Origin of the sequence: Mesorhizobium sp. M0496 (assembly GCF_040321205.1) — a bacterium.
Taxonomy (GTDB): domain Bacteria; phylum Pseudomonadota; class Alphaproteobacteria; order Rhizobiales; family Rhizobiaceae; genus Mesorhizobium.
Window position 1 is genome coordinate 22,643 of record NZ_JAMYRC010000028.1, and the last position, 20,911, is coordinate 43,553.

At 62.1% G+C, this 20,911-nt stretch carries 15 protein-coding genes and 2 pseudogenes; 14 read left to right on the plus strand and 3 right to left on the minus strand.

Features of this window, described 5'->3' with window-relative positions:
• Positions 1-876: 876 nt before the first annotated feature.
• The 10 genes and pseudogenes from NKI73_RS21840 (at position 877) to NKI73_RS21885 (ending at position 13,903) form a co-directional block, all read left to right on the plus strand.
• Positions 877-1,065: a hypothetical protein gene (locus NKI73_RS21840; RefSeq protein ID WP_352632958.1), complete on the plus strand. Its 189-nt coding sequence runs from the start codon at positions 877-879 to the stop codon at positions 1,063-1,065.
• A gap of 180 nt (positions 1,066-1,245) precedes the next feature.
• The gene (locus NKI73_RS21845; RefSeq protein ID WP_352632959.1) at positions 1,246-2,145 is read left to right on the plus strand and encodes a DUF3991 and toprim domain-containing protein; all 900 of its coding nucleotides are present in this window, start codon (positions 1,246-1,248) and stop codon (positions 2,143-2,145) included.
• A 303-nt stretch (positions 2,146-2,448) separates the two neighbouring features.
• On the plus strand, positions 2,449-3,054 hold the full coding sequence (locus NKI73_RS21850) for a DUF1419 domain-containing protein (protein WP_352632960.1): 606 nt from the start codon (positions 2,449-2,451) through the stop codon (positions 3,052-3,054).
• Between the two features lie 10 nt (positions 3,055-3,064).
• The gene (locus NKI73_RS21855; protein WP_352632961.1) at positions 3,065-3,463 is read left to right on the plus strand and encodes a DUF3085 domain-containing protein; all 399 of its coding nucleotides are present in this window, start codon (positions 3,065-3,067) and stop codon (positions 3,461-3,463) included.
• A gap of 86 nt (positions 3,464-3,549) precedes the next feature.
• Positions 3,550-8,639, plus strand: a pseudogene (locus tag NKI73_RS21860) (helicase-like domain-containing protein).
• A 329-nt stretch (positions 8,640-8,968) separates the two neighbouring features.
• Positions 8,969-9,157 (plus strand): hypothetical protein, encoded by a 189-nt coding sequence (locus NKI73_RS21865; RefSeq protein ID WP_352632962.1) that lies wholly within the window; start codon positions 8,969-8,971, stop codon positions 9,155-9,157.
• 418 nt (positions 9,158-9,575) lie between these two features.
• Positions 9,576-10,046: a Ros/MucR family transcriptional regulator gene (locus tag NKI73_RS21870; protein WP_352632963.1), complete on the plus strand. Its 471-nt coding sequence runs from the start codon at positions 9,576-9,578 to the stop codon at positions 10,044-10,046.
• 659 nt (positions 10,047-10,705) lie between these two features.
• Positions 10,706-12,448 carry a ParB N-terminal domain-containing protein gene (locus NKI73_RS21875; protein WP_352632964.1) on the plus strand — a complete coding sequence of 581 codons (1,743 nt, stop codon included), beginning with the start codon at positions 10,706-10,708 and terminating at the stop codon, positions 12,446-12,448.
• Between the two features lie 97 nt (positions 12,449-12,545).
• Entirely contained in the window at positions 12,546-13,022 is a 477-nt protein-coding gene (locus tag NKI73_RS21880) for a UCP036055 family protein (RefSeq protein ID WP_352632965.1), read from the plus strand.
• Complete coding sequence (locus tag NKI73_RS21885) at positions 13,019-13,903, plus strand: DUF7007 domain-containing protein (protein ID WP_352632966.1); 885 nt, start codon at positions 13,019-13,021, stop codon at positions 13,901-13,903. Before NKI73_RS21880 ends, NKI73_RS21885 begins: the two co-directional genes overlap by 4 nt.
• A 344-nt stretch (positions 13,904-14,247) precedes the next feature.
• Here the strand turns inward: NKI73_RS21885 and NKI73_RS21890 are convergent.
• Positions 14,248-14,547: pseudogene (locus tag NKI73_RS21890) on the minus strand (alkylphosphonate utilization protein); the annotation flags it as partial.
• A 509-nt stretch (positions 14,548-15,056) separates the two neighbouring features.
• Between NKI73_RS21890 and NKI73_RS21895 the strand changes: the two are divergent.
• A complete protein-coding gene (locus NKI73_RS21895) occupies positions 15,057-15,644 on the plus strand; it encodes a hypothetical protein (protein WP_352632967.1) in 588 nt (195 codons plus the stop codon).
• 225 nt (positions 15,645-15,869) lie between these two features.
• Here the strand turns inward: NKI73_RS21895 and NKI73_RS21900 are convergent, their stop codons facing one another.
• Entirely contained in the window at positions 15,870-16,379 is a 510-nt protein-coding gene (locus NKI73_RS21900; protein WP_352632968.1) for a GrpB family protein, read from the minus strand.
• Positions 16,380-16,497: 118 nt separating this feature from the next.
• Positions 16,498-17,382 (minus strand): LysR family transcriptional regulator, encoded by an 885-nt coding sequence (locus NKI73_RS21905; protein ID WP_352633013.1) that lies wholly within the window; start codon positions 17,380-17,382, stop codon positions 16,498-16,500.
• A gap of 137 nt (positions 17,383-17,519) precedes the next feature.
• On the opposite strand from NKI73_RS21905, the gene NKI73_RS21910 reads away from it, so the two are divergent.
• From NKI73_RS21910 to NKI73_RS21920, 3 genes are all read left to right on the plus strand, one after another.
• Positions 17,520-18,431: a DMT family transporter gene (locus tag NKI73_RS21910; protein WP_352632969.1), complete on the plus strand. Its 912-nt coding sequence runs from the start codon at positions 17,520-17,522 to the stop codon at positions 18,429-18,431.
• A 439-nt stretch (positions 18,432-18,870) separates the two neighbouring features.
• Entirely contained in the window at positions 18,871-19,797 is a 927-nt protein-coding gene (locus tag NKI73_RS21915) for an ArdC family protein (protein ID WP_352632970.1), read from the plus strand.
• Positions 19,798-20,485: 688 nt separating this feature from the next.
• Entirely contained in the window at positions 20,486-20,794 is a 309-nt protein-coding gene (locus NKI73_RS21920; protein WP_023819777.1) for a DUF736 domain-containing protein, read from the plus strand.
• Positions 20,795-20,911 lie beyond the last annotated feature (117 nt).

A 20,911-nucleotide genomic window follows, 5' to 3' on the forward strand; every position in this document is an offset into this window, starting at 1 on the left:
GGCAAGGATCGCCGCACGCGGCCTCTGCTTTTCCCATCACGAGTAAGGCTCCGGGACCTGACCGAGCGTTGCGTCGAGGTCCCGGAGACTGAGGCGAAGAGGGCGAAGCTCTATACGCCGGCCTGGGTCATCGTGGACGAAAATCAATGTCGATGACCGCGCGACTTCATGGGCTTTGGAGTCCAAGGTTCCGGTGGGCCAGTTCACGCGACGTTTCATGGCGAAGGTTGCGGCTGAGGCAGCGGCGGCCATCCGGGCCAAAAACATCCGCAGCATACCGCGGTAACGATCATCGCATTGCTCGCTGAAATCCGGCGCGTCCCTCACTTGATCAGTATCGACGAGGGGCGCGCCGGATTACCCCGGTCGCCTTTCCAGCCTCCCCATCGATACCTGCAAGAACCTGGAACGCGGCTTTTGCAGCTCCTCCACCGCCAGTCCTAGGCGACAACGCTATCGGCGGTCAGCCCGATCAGGCTTGATGTGCCTCTCGTATTCTCGGCGGCCATGGTGTTGCCCGGATGGGTTCTTTGTGCGGACGCCACTATCGTGGCGGCGTCATCGGCACAGGAAGAACGGCTTTTTTCGCCTAGACCTTGATGAAGCCGGCATAACTCAGCCGCAAAGTGCTGCAGGCATGAATCCGCGAGGTTTCGTGGCGAGTGACTTGGCTCCTGTGCGGGGTCCATTTCCCGCTCTTTCGGCTTAATTCCCTTGTTCCAGCCCGGACCTTGCCGATCAACCCGCTTCGGGGGTCGGACTACGCAAGCGTGCCGTCGCTCAAGGCTTCGCCATCGCGATGATCGCGGTCCCGGCTGGACCCGACGGGCGCCTGTCGAGCGGGGAATGGTCCCCGCGAACACGGGAGCCAAACAAATGTCGCACGAACTCAGCCTCGCTCAGAGCCACGCCTGGAACCTCGCTCGCACCTTGATGACGCCGGTCATCCTGTTCAGGGTCAATGACAACGAGTACGGCGTTCTCCCTGCCGAAGACCTCGACGGCGACGAGGTCGAGGCGATCGCCGAATACTGTCCATACACAGGAGGCCGGCCGGTTCATTGAACCGGCCTCTATGCCACGGCGTGCCGCTTGCGAGCGGCAGGCCGCAAGGGAGGCTGCGCCGCGGCGAAAGCCGCGCCCTTGCGCCCTTTGCTCTTCGCGGCGGTTGGGGAGTGTTCCGCCAGTAGTGCGGAACAAATTGACTTGAAGAAAGGCCGGCCGGAAGGCTCTCGGGAGAGAAAAATGGAAAAGACGAATATAGAAGCGCTGCGCGGCCGGGTCGGCTGTGCCGCGGTGCTGGAGACCAGCGGCTTCGCGGTCGACCTCAAGGAAAGCACGCGCAAAGCGGTCAAATACCGTCGTGGCGACGATATCATCATCGTCATCCATGACGGCAAGGGATGGTTCGACCCGTTGTCGGATGCAAAGGGCGATGTCTATTCGCTGGTGCAGCATTTGGACGGCGGCGATTTCCTGGAAGCCCTCTTGCAGGTAGCCTCGCTTGCGGGGTTCGTGCCGAGCGAGCCGCAATGGAAACGACAGTCGCGGAAGACCGAACCCGGCCAGTCAGTTCCGAAGCGATGGGCGGCCCGACGCAAGCCGTGGCGCGGATCGGCGACCTGGCGCTATCTGCGCGATGAGCGGCACATTCCCGAACAGGTCATTGCGACTGCGATCGCTCAGAACGTTCTGAGGGAAGGCCCGCGCGGCAGCATGTGGGCCGCCCACAGCGACGCGGCCGGTCTCGTCACCGGCTGGGAGGAGCGTGGCCCGCAATGGCGTGGTTTTGCCGCCGGGGGCGGCAAGGTGTTGTTCCGGTTGGGGTCCGAGACAGCCACCCGCATCTGCGTCAGCGAAGCGGCCATCGACGCCATGAGCCTGGCCGCGATCGAACGGATCCGGCGCGATACGCTCTATGCCAGCACCGGCGGCGGCTGGTCGCCGGCGACGGACACGGCTCTTCGCCTGTTGGGAGGAAGGCCGAACAGGCGGCTTGTAGCGGCCACCGACGCCAACCCGCAGGGTGAGGCATTCGTGTCGAGGCTGCGTGAACTTGCCGGCGAGGTCGCCTGTGACTTTGAGCGGCTGAAGCCGCGCGCGGAAGACTGGAACGCGATGCTGCAGGACGCGGCATCCGCATGACGGCGCCGATCACTCAACCGGGGCGCAGAATTGAAGATCGCCGGCCGTAGTCATGTCCGCTCGAAAAGGTGCGCACGTTGCCACCAAATTGGGGAGGGCAACATGGGAAAGGTAGAAAAGGAAACCCGGCTGCCGCATGCCCGCCGGTCGCGTGCAAGGGTGAAGCTTCGCCCGGCTGCGCCGGCCCTTGACCCGCCCGGACGGAGAGGCGGCCGCAGGGGAGGGGTCATGAAGGGCTGAAGACGATGGGCATCCACGAGGGTGCTGCGCGCTCAGGCCCGACGAGGCTGAAGGAGCCCGCAAATGAACCCCTTTTTTCCCAATTGTAAAGTCTACCAGGGCATCGCCGACCGCCGGCAGATGTTTCGCATGTTCGATCGCCATGCGCAGCGCCCGAACCGGGAGCATGTCGATGCCGGATTTCTCTATAGCGGCGAGTGGTTCGAAGTCGGCCGCGTCGAGCACGACTACATGCTGGAGATCCTGCCACCGCTCTGGATGCGGGGCGACATGTTCGCGCTGCGCGAGTTCCTTACCGACAGCATCACCAGCGTCTTCTACACGCTGCGCATCGACGGCAAAACGCGCTACTTCCATGCCTACTGCGACCTGAATGTGGCGCGATCGGCTGCCGAAATGCGCGATGCCATCGTCGAGCGCGAGTCCTGGCCGGTGAAGGCGATGACGCGCGAAGAGCGGCTGGAGCATCTCTGGAGCGCCACCCACGACGAGTACCGTGGCTATGCCGGGGACCGCTGGCTGCCGGAGCATCACGGCAAGCGCACGGTGCTCTGTTATGGCGGCCGGCAGGGCGCCATGCTGAAGCTGCTCGACGAACTCACCGATGATGAGATCGCGGCGAAGCTGCCGGTGCATCTGCGCCACCTTCCCCTGGCCGTTGCCGCGTGAGGGGGATGCGATGTTCACTTTTCCCATTCTTGCCGTTCGCAAAGTCATCGAGCGCGGAAAAACCGATGCCGCCAACAACGGTGGTTTCCGCAATCCCTATTATGGCCTCAAGCCCGGCCAGGGCGAGATCCCCGGCCTGTGGCTGGTCGGAGACCAAGGGGTCTACATCATATCGAACGGAAAACTCGCAGACGGCGCGCGCCCGCTCGTCCTCTATTCCGAAGAATGCCACCCGATCGGCAACCCCGACTGGTTTCACTACAAGCAGCGCCATTTCGGTGGTGATGACGGCATCGAGTTCATCGACGCCGAGCAACTGATCCCGCTGTTCGATCGCAACCTTCGCTGCACGCATCTCAACGTGCAGCTCACCGAGACCGAAGTCTCGCTGTCCCTGATCGCCCGCTAACCGCTTCCAAACCTGCCAGCCCTTTCACGCGGCCGCCAACGCCGTACGCCCGATCGTGCTCGCCCTCAAATCCAAGGAGATTTTCCATGGCTCATGACGACCCCTTTACCATCGACCTGTTCGGCAGCACGGCCATTTCGTCCGGCCTTGGCCTTGGCGTCACGGCCTTCGCGGCTGACTTCCGGCCGGGCGATGAGAATGATCCCGATTCTTCCGCGCCTTCGCCGGTCACGCCGGCGGTTGCAGCCATGCAACCGACGTCGAAGCCTCGACAGGTTCATGGACTGAACTTTCATCTTGCCGGCGATCGTGGGCTGGCCCGTGGCCGGAAGGATCGGGCCCGCGACAACATCGCCTCGATCAGGCTCGCCGCCGAGATCGAGGCCGACGAGCGTCCTGCCACGCGTGAGGAGCAGGAGCGGCTGATCCGGTTCACCGGCTTTGGCGCGTCCGACCTTGCCAATGGTGTCTTCCGCCGTCCCGGCGAGCTCGGATTCCGTAAGGGCTGGGACGAGATCGGCTCGGACCTGGAACATGCCGTCGGCGAGATCGACTATGCCTCGCTCGCACGCTGCACCCAATATGCCCACTTCACGCCTGAGTTCATCATCCGGGCGATCTGGTCAGGTCTCCAGCGTCTCGGATGGCGCGGCGGTCGGGTTCTTGAACCGGGCGTCGGAACCGGCCTGTTTCCGGCGCTGATGCCCCAGTCCCTGCGCGGCGTCTCCCACGTCACCGGGATTGAACTCGATCCCGTCAGCGCGCGCATCACCCGGCTGTTGCAGCCGCAAGCGCGGATCATAGCCGGCGATTTCGCCCGCACCGACCTGCCGGCGAGCTTCGACCTCGCCATCGGCAATCCGCCGTTTTCGGACCGAACCGTGCGCTCCGATCGGGCGTATCGGTCGATGGCATTGCGGCTGCATGACTATTTTATCGCGCGCTCCGTCGACCTGTTGAAGCCGGGGGCATTCGCCGCCTTTGTGACCAGCTGCGGCACTTTTGATAAGGCCGACAGCACCGCGCGCGAGCATATCGCGAAGACCGCGGACCTGATCGCCGCGATCCGCCTGCCCCAAGGCAGTTTCCGGACCGACGCCGGCACGGATGTCGCGGTCGACATCGTGTTCTTCCGCAAGCGTAAGATCGGCGAGCCAGAGGGCGACCTGTCATGGCTCGACACCGAAGAAGTTCGGGCCGCGACCGCAGATGAGGGCGCGATCCGCGTCAACCGATGGTTCGCGCGCCACCCGGAATTCGTGCTCGGCACACATGCCACCATCTCGGGGCCTTACGGCGAGGCCTATTCCTGCCTGCCTCATCCCGGTGTCGATCTGGAGCGGGCGCTCACCGCGGCGATCTCCCTCCTTCCGGAAGCCATTTATGACGGCGAGCCGGACGAGATTGATCATGACGCCGAGAACTGTGCCGATGGCGTCGATGCCCTCCCGGAAGGCGACGGCGTGCGCGAGGGCAGTTTCTTTGTCGCGAAAAATGCCGCCCTGGCGCAGATGATCGACGGTGCTGCCGTCACCATCACCGTGCGCAACGGCCGGGCGAGCGAAGGCGTGCCCGAAAAGCACGCGCGTATCATCCGCAAATTGATCCCCATCCGTGATGCCGTGCGTGAAGTCCTGAAGGCGCAGGAGTTCGACCGGCCCTGGAAGCCGGCCCAAGTCAAGCTGCGCATCGCCTGGTCGAATTTTGTGCGCGCCTTCGGCCCCATCAACACGACCGTCGTTTCCACCAGCGAGGACACCGAGACCGGCGAGGTCCGCGAAGTGCATCGCCGGCCGAACCTCCAGCCCTTCCTCGACGATCCCGATTGCTGGCTGGTGGCTTCCATCGAAGATTACGATCTCGAAACCAATACCGCGCGGCCGGGTCCGATTTTCACCGAGCGCGTCATCGCGCCGCCCGCGGCACCCATCATCACAAGTGCTGCCGATGCGCTTGCCGTCGTGCTCAACGAACGCGGCCATGTCGACGTCGATCACATCGCCGAGTTGCTGCACGCCGATGCCGAAGCAGTCATCATCGAACTTGGCGACGCCATCTACCGCGATCCCGAGACCGGTTCCTGGCAAACGGCCGACGCTTATCTCTCCGGCCAGGTCCGCGACAAGCTCAACGCCGCAAGAGCCGCCGCTGCCCTCGACCCCGTCTTCGAGCGCAATGTCCGTGCCCTGGTCGAGGTTCAGCCGGCCGATCTTCGGCCTTCCGACATTACCGCCCGTCTTGGCGCACCATGGATACCCGCCGCCGATGTTGCCGCCTTCGTCAAGGAGACGATGGGCGCCGAGATCAGGATCCATCATATGCCGGAGCTGGCCTCGTGGACCGTAGAAGCACGGCAATTGGGATGGATGGCGGCCGGCACGTCCGAATGGGGCACCGATCGCCGTCATGCCGGCGAGCTCACAGCCGACGCGCTGAACAGCCGCGTGCCGCAGATCTTCGACACTGTGAAGGAGGGCCCGGCTGAAAAGCGCGTGCTCAATGTCGTGGATACGGAAGCCGCCAAGGAAAAGCTGCAGAAGATCAAGACCGCTTTCCAGAACTGGATCTGGTCCGATCCCGACCGGACCGATCGGCTGGCGCGGGTCTATAACGACCGCTTCAACAACATCGCCCCCCGAAGATTCAACGGGGATCACCTGCAACTTCCAGGCGCCTCCGGCGCCTTTTGTCTTTATGGGCACCAGAAGCGCGGCATCTGGCGCATCGTCTCGGCTGGCTCGACCTACCTCGCCCATGCCGTCGGCGCCGGCAAGACCATGACGATTGCCGCGGGCGTCATGGAGCAGCGCCGGCTTGGCCTGATCGCCAAGGCCATGTTGGTCGTTCCCGGCCATTGCCTTGCACAGATGGCTCGCGAATTTCTGGCGCTCTATCCGACCGCGCGAATCCTGGTGGCCGACGAGACGAATTTTTCTTTAGCCAAGCGACATCGCTTCCTGTCGCGTGCGGCGACGGCGACCTGGGATGCGATCATCATCACCCACAGCGCCTTCCGCTTCATCGGCGTGCCGTCGGCATTCGAGCAACAGATGATCCACGACGAACTGGAACTCTACGAGACGCTGCTGACCAAGGTCGAGAGCGACGACCGCGTCTCGCGCAAGCGTCTCGAGCGGCTGAAGGAGGGGCTCAAGGAACGGCTGGAGGCGCTGGCGACCCGCAAGGACGACCTGCTCACCATCTCCGAGATCGGCGTCGACCAGATCATCGTCGATGAAGCCCAGGAGTTCAGGAAGCTCAGCTTCGCCACCAACATGTCGACGCTCAAGGGCGTCGATCCGAACGGCTCGCAGCGGGCCTGGGACCTTTATGTCAAATCCCGGTTCGTGGAGACGAAGAACCCGGGCCGGGCGCTCGTGCTGGCGTCCGGCACGCCGATCACCAACACGCTTGGCGAGATGTTCTCGGTGCAGCGCTATCTCGGTTACCAGGCGCTGCTCCAGCGTGGCCTGCACGAGTTCGACGCCTGGGCTTCGACCTTTGGCGACGTCACGACTGAACTCGAATTGCAGCCATCCGGCAAATACAAGCCGGTGACGCGCTTCGCCACCTTCGTCAACGTGCCGGAGCTGATCGCGATGTTCCGCTCCTTCGCGGATGTGGTGATGCCGCAAGACCTTCGCGACTATGTGAAGGTGCCGGCGCTTTCGACCGGCGCACGTCAGATCATCACCGCCAAACCGTCCGCCGCCTTCAAGCGCTACCAGATGGTGCTCGACGCCCGCATCAAGGCCATCGAGGAACGCGACCGTCCGGCAGAAGCTGGTGACGACATCCTGCTGTCGGTTATCACCGATGGCCGGCACGCTGCTATCGACCTGCGCCTGGTTGATCCCGACAATGACAATGAGCCGGACAACAAGCTCAACGATCTGATCGGCAATGCCTTCCGTATCTGGCAAGAAACAGCGCAAAGCAGCTATGTCCGCGCCGACGGCAAGCCGTTCGAGCTTCCTGGCGCAGCGCAGATGATTTTTTCCGATCTCGGCACGATCAGCGTCGAGAAAACCAGAGGCTTTTCGGCCTATCGCTGGATCAGGGGCGAGTTGGTCCGCAGGGGCGTTCCGGCATCGGAAATTGCGTTCATGCAGGATTTCAAGAAGTCGGAGGCCAAGCAGCGCCTGTTCGGTGATGTGCGGGCCGGAAAAATCCGGTTCCTGATCGGCTCCTCCGAAACGATGGGCACCGGCGTCAACGCGCAGCTCCGCCTCAAGGCGTTGCATCACCTCGATGTGCCGTGGCTTCCCTCCCAGATCGAGCAGCGCGAAGGTCGTATCCTGCGGCAGGGCAACCAGCACGATGTCATCGATATCTTCGCCTACGCCACGGAAGGATCGATGGACGCCCAGATGTGGCAGAACAACGAGCGCAAGGCCCGGTTCATCGCGGCCGCCCTCTCCGGGACACGTCCATTCGGCGGTTGGAGGATATGGGTGAGGGGCAGGCCAACCAGTTTGCTATGGCCAAGGCGATCGCCTCGGGCGATTCACGTTTGATGCAGAAGGCAGGGCTGGAGGCAGACATTGCCCGCCTGGAGCGCCTTCGCGCGGCCCACATTGATGATGAGCACGCCGTTCGGCGGCAGATCCGCGATGCCGAGCGCGATATCGAATACGCGACCCGGCGCATCGGCGAGGTGGGCAAGGATATCGAGCGCCTCATGCCGACGACCGGCGATGGGTTCAGCATGGTGGTCGGGGGCGAGGCGTTCACGCAGCGCAAACTCGCCGGTCGTGCACTGATGAAGGAAATCCTGACTCTCGTGCAGCTTCAGCAGGAGGGCGAAACCACTATCGCCTCCATCGGCGGCTTCGATTTCGAATATTGCGGCGAGCGCTTCGGCAAGGACGGCTACCGCTATGCCACCATGCTGATGCGCACCGGCGCCGATTATGAAATCGAGCTGCCGGTGACCACTACGCCGCTTGGTGCGATTTCTAGCCTCGAGCATGCCTTGGCCGGCTTCGAGGGCGAGCAGGTACAATACCGCCAGCGTCTTGAGGATGCCGAGCTCAGGCTCGTCTCCTATCGCTCGCGTCAGGGCGGCGAGTTCGGATTTTCTGGTGAACTGGCTGAGAAGCGCCGGCAGCTTGCGGAAATCGAAAATGATCTTGCGTCTTCGATTGATGGCCAGGATCCGCGTGCAGCCGCATAGCAGGCTCGATACAGGCTGCCGCTCATTGTCTCAGGCATTGACCGGCGGCAAAGGTTCAAGGTGGCTCGGGTGCAGGCGATGCAGGAGGCGCGCTGAACTGCTTAACATGTCGGATGCCGCGTTTCTGTCATGCTCGGCTCCGGCCAGCCAGACCACATGACGTAACGTCAAGAATCAGCTAACTGGATCACCGCGGCGGACCTGATTGGACCGTCCGGCTGGCGCCTGCCAGAGCCCCCCGCAAAAGCAGGCGCCGGCCTTTTAGCGCTTGAAAGATCGAGCAGTCATATTGTGTCGACTTGTCCCCATCCAGACACGAGGCAGTTGCGATGGAAGACACCAAAGGCGGCGCAAACCACACGTCCGTTGAGATAGTCGAGGCCATGGGCGAGTGGTTCGTCCGTGTTGTTGGGAACGGCGAAGAACTTACCCGATCATTCGACCTGGAATCGGTCGCCCTTGCCTTCGCGGAAGGCCAGCGGATACGCCTGGGGCTTAAGGACTTCAAGCGGATCTGACCCGACTTCCGCGTTCACACATGGCCGCCTAAATTCAGTTTGCTATTAACGTTGCGGGACGGCCCTATGTCGTGCCGATCAACTTCCGTTCTTCACCATAAGACGGCAGGACCAAAGTCTTGCACCATGCGAGCAAAGGTCTGACGTAACCGCTTTGGTTCCGTACTTGTCCGGTGGACGTTCCGTTATTTTAGCTAATCGGCATATAATCGGCCCGTCACTTAGATGACTGATAGGCCGTCAGTTTTATTCGTCTACAGCAAAGTCGCGGCCAAAAAGAACGCGTCAATTTTGGCGTCGCTCTTGCCCAGCGCCGCAATGCCGGATGCCATCATTGGCTTAGAATAGATCAGGCCCGGTTGCGTACTGGACATTGCTCAAATAGAGATGGGACATATCAGACAAAAGGACCGACACATTGACAGAAGAATCCGACCACCGCGCCGCCGAACTAGCCGAGCTTACTGCGGAGATTGTGTCCGCCTACGTAAGTAAGAACCCTGTACCGGCTACCGGCCTTCCTGAACTAATCGCATCCGTGCACATGTCTCTGTCCGGGCTTGGTACGCCGATCGCGCCTGTCGTTGAGCCGCAAACTCCCGCGGTCAACCCAAAGAAGTCGGTGACGCCAGATTTCATTATCTGCCTCGAAGACGGCAAGAAGTTCAAATCCCTGAAGCGGCACCTTAGCACGGACTTCGGTCTGACGCCGGACGCCTATCGCGAGAAGTGGGGCTTGCCGCGCGACTATCCGATGACGGCTCCGAATTACGCCGCTCAGCGCTCGCAACTGGCGAAGTCCATCGGGCTTGGGCGCAAGGCTGAACCCGTCGCACCAGCCAAGAAGGCACCCGCGAAGCGGAAAACCAAAGTGACCGCCACCACCTGACGCTACGTAACGACTCAGCTATGTCAAGGCGCGGCGGATCCCAATCCCGCCCGTGGCCGGCGCCATTCGGATAAGCTCCAGCGAGGGCGCCGGCCTTTGTTCTTAGCGTGGCGGAACTCGCCGGGCGAAGAAACACCACCTCAAGCCCGGCGGGCCTACACCTGATCAAAGTACGCGATCAGGACCGGGATCAACCGGCACCACGACCGAAGCGAGCGCAATGCCAACACTTTGGTCCCGAAATAGGACAATGCCGGGTTCCCTCGCTAGCACCCGGGTTTCTCTTCAGAAAGACCAACGTAGAACAAAAACCCTGTGAGCTTTCGCCACGGAGCCGCCGCGCCAAGGCAGAGAACCGTTCTGCTTATCGCTATGCCCCGGTCTACGTCGCAGGGTTGAGGAAAGGAAAACTTAGGAGGAATAAAACCCGCTCGCAGATCGGGCGGGCCGCTGACGCTGGCGCTCAACCGCGCCGCTCGCGATCCCGGCCGCGTCGTCCTGCGCAGGGCTGTTAGCCCCGCTCGGCCAGCCGGGCAGGGACGCTCGGCCGCAGGTGCACCGGCCCGCCCGCTCCGCGGGCCGGGGGATGTCTTCAGGAAGAAGACGAGGAAGGACGCAGCGATCAGCGGTGTCCGCAAAACCCTTGAAGGAGCATCTCCATGGAACTGAAGTTTGTCGACCCGCGCGCGCTGAAGGATAACCCTGACAAGGCGCGACGCTCGAAGTCGAGTCCGCAGGCCGACGCGCTGCTGCTGGCTACGATCCGTGCCGTCGGCATCGTGCAGCCGCCCGTCGTCGCGCTGGAGACCGATGGCGGCAATGGCTACGTCATCGATGCCGGCCATCGTCGGGTGAAGCAGGCGATCGCGGCCGGTCTCGAAGAGATCGCCGTGCTGGTGATCGAGAGGGCCGAGGATGGCGGCGCCATGCGCTCGCTAGCGGAAACGCTCGCTCACGAGCAGCTCAATCCCGTCGACCAATGGCGCGCCATTGAGCGGCTGGTCGCGCTCGGCTGGACCGAGGAAGCGATCGCCGTCGCTTTGGCGCTGCCCGTCCGCCAGATCAGGAAGCTGCGCCTGCTGGCCAACGTTCTGCCGGCCATGTTGGAGCAGATGGCCAAGGGCGACATGCCCAACGAGCAGCAGTTGCGCACCATCGCCTCGGCTTCGCTTGATGAACAGAAGGAGGTCTGGAAGAAGCACAAGCCCTCCAAGGCCGATCCCCAGGTGTCGTGGTGGAGCGTGGCGCAGGGCCTGACGAAGCGCCGCATGTACGCGCGCGACGCCAGCTTCGGTGACGATCTCGCCCAGGCCTACGGCATTGCCTGGGTCGAGGACCTGTTCGCTCCGGCCGACGAGGACAGCCGCTACACGACGGATGTCGAGGCCTTTCTTGGCGCCCAGCAGGAGTGGATGGCAAACGCTGTGCCCAAGCGTGGCGTGATCGTGGAAGCCGGTCAGTGGGGCGAGCCGAAGCTGCCGGCCAAGGCCGAGCGTCTGTACGGTAAGCCGTCGAAATCCGATCACACCGCCATGTATCTCGACCGCGACGGCAAGGTGCAGTCGGTCGCTTATCGTATGCCGGCGGTCAAAAAGTCCAAGGACAAGAATGGCGCTGATGTCGAGGCCGATGGCGATGATATGGTCGTTACGGCAAAGCCGCGTCCGGACGTGACGCGTAAAGGCATGGAGATGATCGGCGACCTTCGTACCGACGCACTGCACGAGGCGCTGTCGCGCGCACCGATCGAGGACGACACGCTGATGGCGCTGCTCGTTCTCGCCTTCGCCGGCCACAATGTGACAGTGGCATCTGGCGCCCGCGACATCTCCTATTACGGGGCGACAGGCCTCGGCGAACATGCCGCGCGCCTGTTCGACCAGGAGGGCAAGCTCGCGTTCGACATGGACACGCTGCGCATTGCCGTGCGGTCCCTGCTGATCGACGTTCTGTCCTGCAGGGAAAATCGCTCGGACAGCGGCGTTGTCGCCCGTGTCGCCGGCGACGTCATCGCCGCCGATAACTTCCTGGCCAACATGGGGACGGAGGATTTCCTGTCATGCCTGTCGCGGCAGGCATTGGAAAGCGCCTGCGCGGATACATCCGTCCTGCCCCGTCAGAAGGTCAAGGATACCCGTGCGGCCCTTGTCGAGCATTTCAAGGAAGGCCGCTTCGTCCACCCGTCGGCGCGGTTTGGACCCACTCCGGAAAAGCTGACCTCCTGGCTGAAGAAGAACGAGGCCAGGGAACAGCCTGAGGACGGCACGCCGGAGGACCAGGACGAGCTCGACGGCGATGCGATCGTCGATCCTGCACATGACCATGTCGGCGACGATGACGCTGCGCAGGACGAGGACCTCACGGACGAACAGATCGAGCCTTACAAGGTGGCCGCCGAGTAGGCGGCTGCGCCTTACCTTTCCCTTCGAACGATCATTCCGCCGCCGGCACATCACCGGCGGCGGTTCTGTTTCCACCATGAGCACCACGGAGAAAACTATGTCCGCCCAATTAGTCTATGACCTTGTTCCACTCGCATCCATCGTGACTTATTCCGACGGATCCCCACGCCCGCCAGAGCGGCATCGCAAGAAGCTCGCAGCCTGGGAAAATCGCAACGGCGGCGGTCGCCTGATCCGCAAACAGGCCGAGGCCCGCGTCGGCAGTACGACGCTGCCCGCCTCGATCACCCTGCACAAGGGCGACTATGGCGGTCAGGGAACCATTGTGCTGCGCGTCCACCAGACGTTTTCGGTGAACAGCGACCTGAAGTTTTCGGTCAAGCAGCGGCCCGCCATCGGCTCCGTCCTGGTGCTCGACCGCGCCGGCGACGATGCGGAGCTTGTTCATCTTGCCGCCAATCGCGCGGCCGCCGAGGAATGGCTGACCCGCCACGGCTATCCGAACGCCGTGTTTCAGCAGGTCGTGGCCGACACCGTAGCGGCGGACACCGTAGAAGGGAGGACGGCAGCATGACTGCGCGAACTTCTGAAACCCATGTCGTCGAACCCCCCGGTTCTCCGGAAGTTACTTTTGGCCGAAGCGCCGATGGGCTGCGCGTTGCCCTTGTCGGTGAGCACGCCTTCGCCATGGCTCCGGCCCGCGATGGCCGGCACTATCTTGTCACGGGCTGGCGTATCCGCCGGCCCACGGCCGAATGGACGCGCGGCGATTTCTACGGCCATGCCGGAGAGCTTGCCGACAAGGCGGCGTTTCGCGCGCATGTCAAGGAGAGCGCCCTTCACCAGCGGCAGCGCGCGGCTCTCGGACGTCGCGAAATCCACTCCCGTGCCCACACGCCATGGGGAACGTCGCAGGGAGCGACCGTCTATGCCGAGGGCGTCGTGGCTCACTCGACCGCAGGCCATGGCGGGTTCCATCTGTCGGCGGAGCGAAATCGCAAAGTCCATCAGATGCTCCGTGCCAATGATGGCTGGTATGAAGAGGATTGCCATTGGGCGGCCGTCGCCCAAGCCTTCCCCCAACTCTTCACGGACTTCGAGAGGGCTTGTGCGGAAAAGTCGATACGCGACTGGTACCCGGATGCCTGGGACGCGATCCACGGGAGGGTGCTCGAACCCGGCCAATCCGCGAAAAAGGACGAGCGGGCATTTTTCGAAAAGCATACCGATGACTGGGTCGTTGTGTCGGCGATCCGTTCCGGGCACCAGGCCGGATTCACCGAGGTTATCGCGACCCCTGGCGGCAGGCGCGGAGCGGGCACGGAGGAACGTCGCTTTCTCGTTGCGACCGACGAATACCATGTCGGCCGCTTTGGATTCGTCATCGATGTTGCGCGCCACCGTGTCTATGGCGGGCCCTCAAGCTTCATGGATTGGCAGGGGAGGGACACATAATGTCTGTCCCCGATCGCCGCGCACAGCTCTTTCGCATGGAGGAGGCTCGGCGCCAGACACAGCGCCAGCTCGATATGATCGACCGGCAGATCATGAGGCAGAGGACGGCGATCATTCCGCAGCTCAAGCTCCAGCGTATCGGCCACCGATGCCGAAACCCTGCTGATGCCAGGACCTTTCTGGAACGGTATCGATCGAACCTTGCCGCGATCACACAGGAAAGACAGCACGAAATCGATGCGCTCTCACGCAAACTGGCCAGGCAGGACGCTGCAATCGCGGCACTGCGTGACAGGATCCCGCAGGACCTGCTGCGTGCCTAATACTGGTGTCTGCTCAGCGCTGCGTACGAATTCGCTTCGCAACACCAGCCCCTTGATCGCATCATGCCGGCAATCGATTTCTTCGGGATTGTCGGTGAGACGGATCGACTTGATCACGGTCCCCTGCTTCAGGGCCTGGCCGGCACCCTTGACCTTGAGGTCCTTGACGAGGACGACGGAGTCGCCATCGGCGAGCACATTGCCGGCGGCATCGCGCACTTCAATTTTCCCGGCAGAAGCTGCAATGGCAGCCATCTCCGATGCTGGTCGCCATTCCCCTGTCGTGTCGCCATAGACGTAGTCGTCATTCTGATCGGTCATTGCTGCCCTCGTTTCGGAGTTGAACACGCTACGCTGCCAGCCCGACATGGGAGCAGGCCAAAGAGTTGATCCGCAGCAGCGGACCGGCGCAGCTCATCTATACCGGCAGGAGCCGAAGTTCAAACCGCTGACGTCCCTCGCGCAGCCTGGCGGGCAGGCGTATTGGCGGCGGGAATGAACACTGCATTTCCTCGCGCATGCCGATGTCAGAATTCATCCCTTGCCGGTCTTGCCGGCGGGTTTGCTGCGGTCTGAACCGGCGGCTGTCCGCTTCAAGGCCGCTATCGCGCCGCGGGGCGGCCGGATCCCGCCGATCTCGGCAAGGCTGGCCCGCGTCCCGCGCAGGGCCAGTGAAGAACTGACCCCGCTTGTCCGCAAGCCAACCTCGCTCGCCTGGCAGGCTCCGGACCCTGAAGCGTCCAGCTTCCGCCGGTTCCTTTTGACCGCACCCGCAGGAAAGACCGGCAAGGGCCGGAACACCTGAAGGGCATCGCTAGAAGGAAAGCTCAATGTCCAGTTCAACCCGCTCCACCAAGGCCAAGGCCCGCGTCGTCCAGCTCCGCAAGGGCACAACCCTCGAAATGGTCCGGCTCTGCTGCCCGGATGGCCACCAGGCCACCCTCATTTCCGAAAGCTTTGGCCTCTCCGTCCTCGACAGCGACGGCATCCGTGAATTCCACGAGCGCAGCCTGTCCGATGGTGCAGACACACTCTCCGAAGGCCTTTCCGACAAGGCGATGCAGATCCACCTGCAGAGGATCGTCGGCTCTTATGTGGGCTCGGCCTTTGGAGCAGGCCAGTTCTACTCGAAGGCCGTCACCGAGGCGAAGGATGCCACGGCCAGGCTCGCCAATGACACCCGCGACGAGGACATTGACGGTCCGGTCGGCTTCGACAGCAAGGCCCAACGCAAGCGCGAATTCGCCGCCGAAATGGGCCTTCAGGCACACGCGCTGCGCATGGCGGCCGAGGGCGCCGTTGCCGCCTACGAGCACATCGTCGGCGAGAGCTGGAAGCCCTACGAACGCCAGACCGAGAACCCAGGCCAAGGCATCAGCCGTCAGGCAGCCGATCTCCAGATGGCGGCCCTTGGCTAACTGCCACCGGGCGGAGTTTCGGCTCCGCCCGACCCTCTTCGTCGACGCCTGCGCCATCATCGTGCTCCTCTCCGACGAGCCGAAGCAGCAGCCCTCGGCCTCGCAAGTTCGGTATCTCTGTCGAGGCAGTCGAATCGATCATACCGAAATTTCTGGAAGTGCTCGGCATCAAGATTCGCCATCTGCCGCCAGCGAAGCGCACCACCCGTATTCCGGGCCGGAAAGTCAGGAGTTCCGCGACTGCTTTGAGAGTGCTTCGGCGATGAATGCCGTTTTGGCGTTGCTGTAGCCTTCTCGATCAGAGCCGAACCTGTCGGCAAGACGCGTCTTGAGAAGCCCATATGTTCTCGCCTCGTCGGGATTGGCGCGCAGATAGTCGCGAAAAGCTATATGCCGCCCGAGTTCTTGATTGGCCGCTGCGCACACGTAGAGGTGATGCGCCGGCAAGCTGATCGGCTGAGTAAAGGCGTGACGCCCATCAATTCCCCTCTCCCCATCATACGCATATCCAATTTTCGAGAGCTTACCGATTGCAACAGAAAGGTCGGCTTCGGTTGGAATCACGACGTCCATGTCGATTATGGGCTTTGCGGCTAAACCGACGACCGCGGTGCTTCCGATATGCTCGATCGCAAGCGCCGTTGTCCCTAGAGCTGGCGCGATCTCATCTCTGATATGAGCAAAAACATCGGGCCATGCAGGGTCATACGGCACGATAATCACAGGATTGAACATTTTTCCAACCGATAGCCTTTGTCGCGACTAAGGCCTGTGATGTAGCAAACTTTAGGAGTTTTGCGACAGGTAGTCCGCTTAGCAAAACAAAGCGGCCGTCAGACCCTGGAGATTCCGACTAACGGACGGCGGCAAACGCTGAAAAGTCGAAGGTATTCACATACTCGCGGAATGCGGTCTGCGCCTTTGACTGGTTCTTCGGATTGGGAAAGATCAGCATCATTTCATAGGGTGGAATTTCCCATCCCGATAACAGTTCCATGAGGCGGCCGGCCGCGACGGATGGCTGGCAGACATAGGCGGGAAGGAGTGCGACCCCGCCGCCCGCGATGCAGGATTGCAGCAGGAACCCCATGGAATCCGAGGTCACGGCCGGCGGCGGTCGCATGACGATCGGTGTGTCGTGCGACGAGAACACCCATTCGAGCTGCGCATCATGAACCAGGCAGCGGCGATGCAGGAGATCTGTCGGTTCCCGAAGAGGACCGCCAGCCGCCAGATAGGCCGGGGCAGCGACCAGAACCCGTCTGATTGAGGAGACACGGCGCACGATCAGGTCCTGACCTGTGGTCGTGCCAACGCGAAAGGCGAAATCAACCCGCTCGCGGATGATATCGAGATGACGGTTTGTGGCGATCAGTTCGACCGCAATCCGGGGAAACTGCGTGGTGAATCCGTGCAGGAAGGTCGGCATGAAATAGCTGGCAGTTACTTCTGGGCAGGTGATCTTCAGCGTCCCGACAGGCTGTTCCTTAAGATTCGCCATCGCCATGTTCGCGGCCGAAACCTCTGCGCGGAGGCGGCGACAGTAATCGAGATACACCTGGCCGCTGCCGGTGAGGCTTACGTGCCGGGTGGAACGGTTGAGGAGCCGCAATCCCAATCGTCCCTCAAGCTGGGCGATGCGTTGACTGACTGTCGACTTCGGCATCCCGATCCTCTCCCCGGCTCGGGTGAAGCTGCCGGTCTCGGCGACTTCTGCAAAAAGGATCATGTCGTCCACACTGTTCAAAGCCTGCTCCCTTTCTTGTCGTCGTACTCATTGTACAACACTATGGACAATGTAGCCGTAAAATCCGAATTGTTGGAACGTTCGCGGCCCGGTAAAACCTCGGCGTACGAGGAAGGAAACACAAAAGAATGTCGGTCAGTCAGACCACGCCGAAGTCGGACAGGGTAGGCATTGCCGTTGCGACGATGGTTTTCACTGACCTGACGCTTTCCATCGCTGATGCGATCATCAAGGTCACGATCTCGGACATGCCGCTGTCGCAGTTCATTTTCCTGCGGTCCTGCGTCACGCTGCCCCTGTTGATCTCGATCCTGAAATGGCGCTATCCGCAGGTATCGTTGCGCCCAAACCATCCTGGCTGGGCCATCCTGCGAAGCAGCCTGCTTCTGTCGAGCCTGTTGATCTATTACGCTTCGCTACCGCGCCTCGACTTCTCGATGGCGGCAGCGGTCTATTACACGATCCCGCTGTTCATCACCCTTTTTGCGGCCTTCTGGATCAGGGAACCTGTCGGGGTGCAAGGTTGGGCCGGGGTCGGCCTCGGCTTCCTTGGTGTGCTGCTCATGCTGAAGCCTCAGGCAGGCGATCTTAGCATCCATGCCGTGATGCCGCTGGTTTCCGCCATTCTCTACGCTCTGGCGATGGTGCTGACGCGCACCAAGAGCCGTGGCGAAAATCCCTTCGTTCTGGCGCTGATCTTCAACCTGATAGCGATCGTTCTCGGGGGTGGCGCTAGCCTGGCGCCCGTGATGGCAGGGAGCGAGGGTGGACAAAGCCTGTTCATGGGCGCGTGGATTCCGATGGGCTGGACGCTATGGGCGCTGATCGGGCTTTTGAGCATGACGATGCTGATCGGGAGCGTCGGCACGGCCATCGCCTACCAGTGGGGACCATCGTCGATCATCTCGACCTGGGACTTTTCCTATCTGGCCTTCGCAGTGCTATGGGGCGTCGTGGTGTTTTCGGAACGTCTGGATGCGGTTTCCATGCTCGGTATCGTTCTCATCGCACTGGCTGGGATTATCGTCATCCGTCGTTAGCGGCGATATATTTGGGCACCGAGCCCGATGATGGCTTCGGCTTTTGCGACTGTCGCAGAACTCTCAAGTTCGTTCGGATTTGTGCGACGGATTTTTGCAACATCTAAAGTCGGCCGAGCGAATACCGAAATCAATATTCCACATTTGTTCGTCAACTTGGCCATTTTCTCAGCTTCGGGCCGACTGGGCCTAATCAAAAGATGAGAAAGCAGGAAGACCCCCTGATGGGGCCGGGCCAACCGCGGTCGTCCCGAATGTTGGTCCTGCTCCGGTCCTCGTTCTGCTAAACGGCTTCGCCGTCCTCCACTAACGTTGCGGCCCTCAAGCGATGTGTCCCTTCCTGACGATTGATCTTCTGCGGGTTCGCGGACCTGCGGTCCTGCGCTGTCGGACCTCGTGACGGCCGCGATTGGCGCGGCCTCGAATGGAGGTCCGGCAAATGGACAGGAAGAGCAACAAATCCCGCGTCGATATCTACGCGAAGATCACCGACCGCATCGTCGCGGATCTGGAAAAAGGCGTGCGACCGTGGGTGAAGCCGTGGAGCGCGGCTAATACGACGGGGCGTATCACGCGCCCGGTGCGCCACAATGGATTGCCATATCAGGGGATCAATACCCTGCTTCTTTGGTCGGAGGCGGTTGCGAGGGATTTCGTTTCCCCGACCTGGATGACTTTCAAGCAGAGCGTCGAGCTGGGCGGTCATGTCCGCAAAGGCGAAACCGGCTCGATGGTTGTCTACGCCAGTCGCATCGTACGCACAGAAACCGATGCCCAAGGCGAAGAGGTCGAGCGCGGGATTCCGTTCCTCAAGGCCTATACGGTGTTTTGTGCCGACCAGATCGAAGGCTTGCCCACGCAGTATTACGGCAATCCCGCGCCGGTGTCCAATCCGGTGGAGCGGATCAAACACGCGGATGCCTTCTTCGCAAATACCGGGGCCGTCATCCGCCACGGTGGCAACGAAGCGTACTTCAATCCGGCTCTCGATATTGTGCAAATGCCGCCGTTCGAGAGTTTCCGCGACGGGCCCGGCTACTATGCGACCCTCGGACACGAAATGACTCATTGGGTTGGGTCGGAAAAGCGCCTTGATCGCAACCTTTCCCGTTATCACAAGGATCGCTCATTCCGGGCCCACGAAGAACTCGTGGCCGACCTCGGCGGCTGTTTCTTAGCAGCTGACCTCGACATCGTACCAGAGCTCGAGCCGCGGCCTGATCATGCCAGCTACCTGGCAAGCTGGCTCGAAATTCTCAGGAACGATAAGCGATTCATCTTTGCCGCGGCGGCCCATGCCCAGCGTGCGGTCAAGTATCTGCATGGTCTCCAGCCGAATGCGACACAGATCGCGGAGGCGGCATGATATTGTATTCTCCGATCTATGTCGGGGGTGGCGCGGAGCCATCCCATCCGCCTTCGTGTCCTCCGCCTTGGCACCGGTCAGTTTGGGTAGTAGCCCGGCGTGCCGATCCAGATCAGCCGGCCCGTTCCGACGTCCAGCCCGAGACGGGCATTTCATGACCTTAGCGGCCATCTATCTTGAAGGGGCAGACGCCGGACCACGGAGTTTCGCCAGTCGGCCCAGTCGTCACCGACCGAAGTAAGGCGGGTTGCTTCCCTTTCCGGCTCTTTCGTTATGCGATGGCGCCTGTTGGAAGCGTCGGGTTTGATGGCGCCTCACGATGGCTGCGGTTGCGGTGATCATGCCGGTGGATTCGCCTGTCGTCTGACCGGCGGTTTCATGGAAGGGCGCACCACCTGCGTCCTCGATGGGGCTGGTCTGACCGAAGGCCGTCTTCGCTGCGCTACGCCTCGTTCTCAAACCCGCAACAGCCGGTCGCGACTTTCTTCCCCTGGCGACTGCGCCGCCATTCCGCGCGGAACAAGAACCCCCCCCCGGGGCTGCCCTTCACTGGGGTGGCGCCCAAACGCCCCACCCCTTGCCCCACACCAATGGGGGACCCCGGTGGGTGCGGGCCGATCGCCTCCGGTCCATCGACCGCCATCGAGGTCGCGGTGGTCGCGGCCCGAGAAACTCACGGAGACGACAAATGGCTACCATCGGCACATTCACCTCAAACGGCAACGGCTTTTCCGGAGCCATCAAAACCCTCAACCTCAACGTCAAAGCCAAGCTGATCCGCGTCGAGAACCCTTCCGACAAAGGCCCCCACTTCCGCGTCTACTCGGGGAGCGTCGATCTCGGAGCCGCCTGGCAGAAGGTCTCCAACGAGGGCCGCGACTATCTCTCGGTCAAGCTGGACGACCCGAGCTTCCCCGCTCCGATCTACGCCACCCTGATCGAGGTGGAAGGCGAGGAAGGCCTGCAGCTGATCTGGTCTCGCCCCAACCGGGACTGATCGCCTCGACGAGGGCTCCGCCGCAAGGCGGGGCCTTCGGCCGTTCCCAAACCAAGCCCGCAGGCGGAACGAGAAAGCGTGACAAAGCGATGGCTGCGGAGCAGGGGCTCGGGTCCC